General features: G+C 37.8%; 5 protein-coding genes. All 5 read right to left on the reverse strand.

The genetic code is table 11. From position 1 onward, the window contains the following. Positions 1-13: 13 nt before the first annotated feature. The 5 genes from AWW78_RS04730 to AWW78_RS04755 all read right to left on the reverse strand — a co-directional run bounded on the left by AWW78_RS04730 (position 14) and on the right by AWW78_RS04755 (position 6,415). Complete coding sequence (locus AWW78_RS04730) at positions 14-1,345, reverse strand: DUF454 family protein (RefSeq protein WP_244884389.1); 1,332 nt, start codon at positions 1,343-1,345, stop codon at positions 14-16. A 136-nt stretch (positions 1,346-1,481) separates the two neighbouring features. Then, the gene (locus AWW78_RS04740; RefSeq protein ID WP_047134383.1) at positions 1,482-2,057 is read right to left on the reverse strand and encodes an LPP20 family lipoprotein; all 576 of its coding nucleotides are present in this window, start codon (positions 2,055-2,057) and stop codon (positions 1,482-1,484) included. 31 nt (positions 2,058-2,088) lie between these two features. Beyond that, positions 2,089-3,432, reverse strand: a complete 1,344-nt coding sequence (locus AWW78_RS04745) for an LPP20 family lipoprotein (protein WP_047134384.1) — start codon at positions 3,430-3,432, stop codon at positions 2,089-2,091. 21 nt (positions 3,433-3,453) lie between these two features. Beyond that, a complete protein-coding gene (locus AWW78_RS04750; protein ID WP_047134385.1) occupies positions 3,454-4,680 on the reverse strand; it encodes a DUF6175 family protein in 1,227 nt (408 codons plus the stop codon). A 73-nt stretch (positions 4,681-4,753) separates the two neighbouring features. Beyond that, the gene (locus AWW78_RS04755; RefSeq protein WP_141653892.1) at positions 4,754-6,415 is read right to left on the reverse strand and encodes a hypothetical protein; all 1,662 of its coding nucleotides are present in this window, start codon (positions 6,413-6,415) and stop codon (positions 4,754-4,756) included. Between the last annotated feature and the right edge of the window lie 340 nt (positions 6,416-6,755).

Below are 6,755 nucleotides of genomic sequence, written 5' to 3' on the forward strand. Positions count from 1 at the left end.
TTTAGCTTCCCCCTTATTTTTTGTTTAACTTTTCAAGCTCACGATCAAGCTGATTCAGCGCTTCATCCAAAAGCTCCTCAATTGGTTTATCCCGCCTTGCAAGTTGTTCAGGTGGATTTTGCTTGATCGCGTTTGCTGTAATTTGTTTAATTTGATAAACCAAACTCTTTTTATACATGCGAGCCAGTGCATAATTAGCTCCAGTTTTCGGATCGATCCAAAAACCAACGATTTGAGACCCCGTTAACTTAGCTTGAGAAACCGTCCTCGAAATTCGACGAGAATAATTCAGTTCAAAAACATTGTTTCCCTCCGCCCAATTATCAAGTAAAATTTGGATTTTCGAACTTATAATTCTTGCAAGTTCAGCGCGTGCGTTTTGAATTGCTTTCTTTCGTGTCTCAACTGGATCATAATGTTTGTCCGCTGCTCCAACAGCATAAATTGCCACATCTGATACAGGAACTTTATAAATCCAAACAGGTTGTCCTCTTTTAGAAATACTCAATTGAGCAAGGGAAGGGTCATAAATAAACTCATCAGGAATGGCAAACGAAGTATCAGCTGAAATACTCTTCACAGGAAGGCGAACAAGCACATATAAAATTCTTGATTTTGGATCACGCCATTCAGAAACAACTTCACAATTTGCCTTGATAAAATTTAAAAGCGATGTGTCAACTTCTTCTTCATATTCTTCCGTAAAATAAGAAAGACCTGAAAAGAGACTACCCGTATCCTCAAACCAATTAATTTGTTTCACTTTAACCCCAACTTCAATCGTTCGTGCAAGCTCAACAATTGCATCTTCAATTGCCTTCGCTTTCGTCGTCTCAGGATAAAAATATGGAGACGATGCACCAACTGCATATAGAAAATCTTTTGCCTGCGGAAGTATAGAAAGCCACGATGGTTGCTGTGAGTAAACTTTCAAAGCGAGAAAAAAGATTAAAGCTGTAAAAGTAATTTTTTTCATTTTATCGTCTTCAACGATAAAATATGTTTGGTAACACCAAGACCGATTAAAATTATGATTATACTTACAAACAGGTTTGAAATCGCAAAAAAACGCTGTATATCCCATGACAAGCCACATAAGCGAAAGAGAGATAATCTTCCCGCGCAATGTAATAGCCCTATGCTCACGATAATTCTTTATATATGGTCCAAAAATCCTATGGTTTAAGAGCCAGTTATAAAACTTTTTCGAACTTCGCGCAAAACATGCAGCAGCCAAAAGGAGAAAAGGCGTGGTCGGCAAACCAGGAACAAATATTCCAACAACCCCAAGCCCAACAAAGATAAAACCAAGTCCAATCAACACCAATCTGTAAACCTCAACCATACTTTCCTGGCCCTAAAGCATTTTTTCTTTAATTTATCCTAAACCGATCAAAAATCAAAAACGATAATACCACAATCAAACCTTCATAAAAACTAAAAAAGGTTGGGGGTAACCCCAACCTTTTAAATTCAACTAATCACTTGCTCAAATCCCACTTTTCAAGTTCCTTGTCAAGAAGTTTCAAAGCCTCATCTGCTTTCATCTCAACGAAGGCTGTCTTCTTCTGGCGCTGTGCCTCGTTCATTGAACGCATTATCTCATTTACAATGTCATTCTTCCTCAAAACGGCAAGAGCATAGTATATCTTGTTATCTTTATCATAGTAAAATTCAACGATTTGCGATCCAGCAAGCGTCGCCTGGCTGACCGATCTGCTTACACTTCTTGTGAATTCCTCAGATGTTATTGTTCCTTGATTATTCACAAATTCCTGATGCTCCTGCATAAAGTTATCAAGCAAGCTTTTAACTTTCACTTGAATTATCCTGCCGAGCTCTTGTCTCGCTGCGTCAGCTGCTTTATTTCTTGCAAGCACGGGATTCGCTCCGACATTTGCTGCACCAACAGCGTAAATCGCATCAACTGCTGTTGGGGGTGTGTTAACCCATGCTGGGGCTGCTTCTGGAACTGCGACGCGTTCCTTAGCCCCGCCACAGCCAGCTACAAATAACGCAACAGCAAAAATTAAAATTAGGGGAGTTAAATACCGCATAATTTTTTACCTCCTTTAATTTGTTTTGTTTTTATTCCTCAATTTTGGCATTTGAAAGCATCTCAGCTATCTCCTTATTGGAAAATTTTATCCCCTTCAAGGCTTTCTCATACGCCTCTCTTTCGCTTTTTCCAACAGCTCTTGACTTAACACTCATACTCCCAATTATCTGCCCATTCTCCAAATCCTTAAGAAAAAGATTTAACTCAGCCTCAACTGTATAAAGCATCCCTCCAACTCCTTGAACTGTCGAAACGACCCTTGAACTTATATTACCACCAACGACAAATCTTGCTTCATCCTCAACCTTATACCCGTTCCTTTCAATTGCTTGTGTTAACTTCTTCATAACATCAAATATCAACCGATCTTCCTTCGCTCCCTTTAAAGATACGCTGACAGTTGGAACTGCCTCAGCACTTGTCGTGTAAGTAAACTCAACCTTAACCTGTGAAATTACCCGAGCATATTCACTTGGCAAACCTTGGATAGAAAAACTCGCCACAACGCTATTCGTTCTTTTACCCATCGCGATTGCCCTAACGCTTGCCATACCTTTTTCATCCGTCGTAGCCCTTTCTATTACCTCACCCGTCTTATAAGCAAAGACGACATTTGCGTTTGCAATTGGAACAGCAACATCACCTTGATAAAACACTCGCACAACAAGTGGCTCAGGAAGCTCCTGCCCAATCTTCCCGAACTGATTATCGCCTGAAAATTTCTCTATCTTTATCTTTGAAATCAAGTTCCTTATTTCCGACTCAATCCCACTTGCTGTAAGTTCAACCTCTGGCTTATAAGGTATTTTAGATAAGGCATTATAGAAAACTTGCTTTGAATAAATATCGTAAATTTTTTGCTGTGCATCCTTCAAATTTTGAATTGCTTGTAGAACTTTACCTGAATTTAAAAAGCTTTGCGCATCATCATATAACTTTTTTATCTGAGCCCACGCGTTATCGATCTCCTCTTCAAGCGAAGCAAGATACCGTTGCTTATCAAGAACTGCAAGCACATACCAAGTCTTCGTTTTCCTATCAAAGTCCATCTCAACCACTTCACAACCTGTTAAGACCTCATCAACTATTGTCTTTGACTTTTGTTGGAATTCAGAGTAATAATCAGACTCTTTGTTTATTATTCGCTCCTTTTCAAGACTTGTGATTTCTGATTGAACTTGAACCCTTATTTGTGAAGCGACATCCGCAATTGCATTTTGCTTTGCTGTCTCCCTCGCCTCGTCCCCAACCGCAGCACCAATTCCAAGAATATAAAACTCTTTGGGATACTTCGGATGTGTTTGCGTTTTATACCAGCTCGGTTGCGAAAACGCACAAACTGAAAATAAAATTGTTAACAAAACCCAACGCATAACTAAATACCTGTTTAAATTTTACTCGGTTATTTCAAGAACTAAAAGCTTCCTGTTCGCATTTATTCTTTTAACCTTGACTGGAACAGCGCTTTCAATCTGCTTTCGTATATCCCTGAACAAAGCAAGTGGTGAATTATATTTCTTAGGATCAACCCAAACTATATAGTCCATCGTTTGATCAGTTACAACATTTTGCTTTGTCCTATTGCAAAGTTTTTTCAAAGAATTTTCAGTAGCCATTAAAATTTCATCGTGTGTATCTTCATCAAAATTTCCAGTTATTCTAAAAAGAAGTTTAAATTGCAAACCTCTCGTCAAGTCATCCTTCCAATAAGCCATAATTCTACTTAAAACTTTATCTATCGCATCATTCATAGCTTCCTCAACAACCGCTTCCTCCGGAACTGCATATTCCCCACTATAACCCGTCTCTGTCCCCAATAATCTCGCCGTAGTTGTTTCATAAGCCCTCGCTGCGACAACCGCTTTTCTATATTCTGTGCTACCAACATATCTTCTCTCAATCTTAACATTGTATGTTATATAAACATCGCTACCAATCGCAAGTGCAAGCTGATAAGCATAATCTTCCTCAATTCCCTTCAAACCAGCTTGAGCCTGTGCAAGCTCACTTAATGTTTCCATCTGCTCTGGAACTTGAACATCATATTTTCTTGCGGTAAGATATGACTCTATCACCTCAGCCCCTTTCTTCAATAATCTATCGCTCCTAAGCAGATCAATTGGACTAACTCCTTTTGGTGCCTCAGGAACAACCATTATAAAAGGTAAACCAATAGCTTCAGTTATTTCCTCTTTTGGTTTGATGATGTTTTTTGCAACAAGATCCTCGGTCAAAAGTTTCTTGTTAACTCGATAATACTTTGTAATTTTAACCCTGCCATCAGCAAGTTTAACCCGGGATTCATACTCAGTTGTTTCAAAAGATATATATTTCGCTATATTTCTTTCGTCAAATATCTCATCTTGAACACTTTCAAATGCTTTTTTTTCCTCCGGCGTTTGTAAAATTGCATCCGTTGCGCCAATTAATACATACCAAACAGCTGCACGCCTACCATCAAGTTCCGCTTGAGTATTGTTTTTTCCGATCCCAGAAGCCCTTATAGTAACTTCACTTGGGGAATAACTTTCAATAAAAGTCGCCTCCCTCGAAATAGGTAAATTTTTCTGTGAATAACAAATCAACGGCAAAAGTAAAAGTAATAGTAACTTTCTCTTCATAACTGAAATCTTTTTATTTTCTATTCAAAATTAATTTACAACAAATTTAAAAATTGTGCTACAAAGCACATTTTTACTCTTCTGCTACACCTTTGAAAACAGCAATAGGGTCAAACCAAAGTTTTGGAAGCGAATAAGTAACATATATTGAAAAAGCAAAACCAGAATGATTACCAGATAAATTTTCTTTTTCTATAGAATTCCATTCTTTACTTTCAGACAAAAATCTATAATTCCATTTTTTACTTTCAGAAAAAGCTCTATAACCCAAATTAAGACCTAAATTCAAATCAGGCGTGATAACATATTCAACCCCAAGGCCAAATCCCAACCCACGTTTTTCATGTTTCCATTCATAGTCTTCACCTTTTGAAAATATTATGCTTTCGAGAATCAATTCAGCTCTTACAGCTCCAGCAAATCTTTTGTAATAAAACTTTCTCATTAAAATCCCATTTAACCCCACAATGTTAACATCTGGTTTTTCTCCTCCGAATAATCCCCTTTTTACCCCCTCAAGATTTTCTGCATCTCCACCGCCGATAAAAACTCCAGCACCAATCCAGAGTTGGGGAATTCCAAGGCTCCGTCCAAGGTTGTAAATCAATTCAGAATGAATTGAATAACCAGTCATACTGTTTTGTGTTTCTTCCCCCAACCATACATATTTCACTGTGAACGGATTATTTATCAATCTAATAACAATATCGACCGGTAACCTTGGTCTTTCGGAAACATAAACCCCGGGTTCAATTCCGCTACCAATTATAATTTGCGCCCTTGAAAAAGCTCTTGGATTTATACGATTGTTGGCAACTTTTGTTACCCTTACAAAGCCTATATTTTTCTGAATAAAACTTCCATCTGGATTTTCCTGTAATTCAACAAGGTCAAAACCATCATCAATTTTTATCCCTTCTCGCGTCCCCATCGGAAAGCTAATAGCGTTTGAATAAACCTCAGCAACTTGCGCTCCTAAACGAAATTCAGGGATATCACGCGTTGCAACTTGAATATCTCGAGCAAGAGCCACAACAGCAGTTCTAAAGGCATATTCTCTATAATCAACTTTTTTACCCTCATGTTCAAATGTTTTTCCTGCTTTAGCAAGCCCCATGCCTCCTGTTTCCTTTTTAACAATGAGATTTAAGTCTCCTTCCCCATTTTCCCTGTAGATAACTCGATACCAAATAACTCCAGCACTTAACAGCGTTGTGTAAATCTGAGCGTCGCTATCCATATAAGTTCTATATTTGCTTATAACCGGAACACATATAAATGCAGAATTCATAATTTTCATCGCTTGCTCAGCTGTTATACCCAGAGCTTTGGCTTTTGTCGCAATGAAACTATTTCTCTGTGCTTCTGTTAACAAATTCTGGGCTCTTATCTCTTTTTCAATGTCAAGAATTTCAATGATCTTCGGAACGAATTTCTCCTTTAAAATCTCTACAACCTCATCAAGTGAAACATTTGAACCACGGGATTCAACTTCAGCTTTAAAATCTTCAAGAAGTTCAGCAGGTATAGGGTTATAATCAAATCTTGGCATTTCGATATATTCACGAAGCTTTTTGATGATGTATTCAGATTCCTCTTGCTCAATTTCTATAGATGGGTCGGAAACCAGCAAAATGTTAACATAAGAAATTGACTTTCGCTCGTACTTAAGTTCTTGGGCTATTGCCCCCATAGATAGTAGAAAGATTAAAACTACTAATGAAACCTTTTTCACCATAAGCCCATTTTTGTTTCTGTTGTAAAACAATTTATGCAATTTTTCTATATTTGTCAATAGCAGGATAAACTAATCAGTTGAGATAAAGGTTTTCAGGCCTGTTTTTATTGCCCCCAAGCGCTTTTAACTTTCTATATTAAAAGTGCATCTATTGCTTCTATTCTTCGTATAAAGGTTTTACAAAATTAATTCCTTACAAAATAAAGCCCACACTTAGTGCCACTCGCTAATTTTCATCACCTTAAACAAGTGCAAAACGTATGGGAAAAGAGCATTCATAGACTCTTCAACTCCGCGAGATGAGCCCGGAAGAGTTATGATCAAAGTTTTTCCCCTT

Origin of the sequence: Candidatus Kryptonium thompsonii (assembly GCF_001535985.1) — a bacterium.
Lineage (GTDB): Bacteria > Bacteroidota > Ignavibacteria > Kryptoniales > Kryptoniaceae > Kryptonium > Kryptonium thompsonii.

Bases quoted from the DNA above. Each gene is read 5' to 3' on its own strand.
- AWW78_RS04730 (WP_244884389.1), bottom strand. From the start codon at position 1,345: ATGGTTGAGGTTTACAGATTGGTGTTGATTGGACTTGGTTTTATCTTT.
- AWW78_RS04750 (WP_047134385.1), bottom strand. From the start codon at position 4,680: ATGAAGAGAAAGTTACTATTACTTTTACTTTTGCCGTTGATTTGTTAT.
- AWW78_RS04745 (WP_047134384.1), bottom strand. From the start codon at position 3,432: ATGCGTTGGGTTTTGTTAACAATTTTATTTTCAGTTTGTGCGTTTTCG.
- AWW78_RS04740 (WP_047134383.1), bottom strand. From the start codon at position 2,057: ATGCGGTATTTAACTCCCCTAATTTTAATTTTTGCTGTTGCGTTATTT.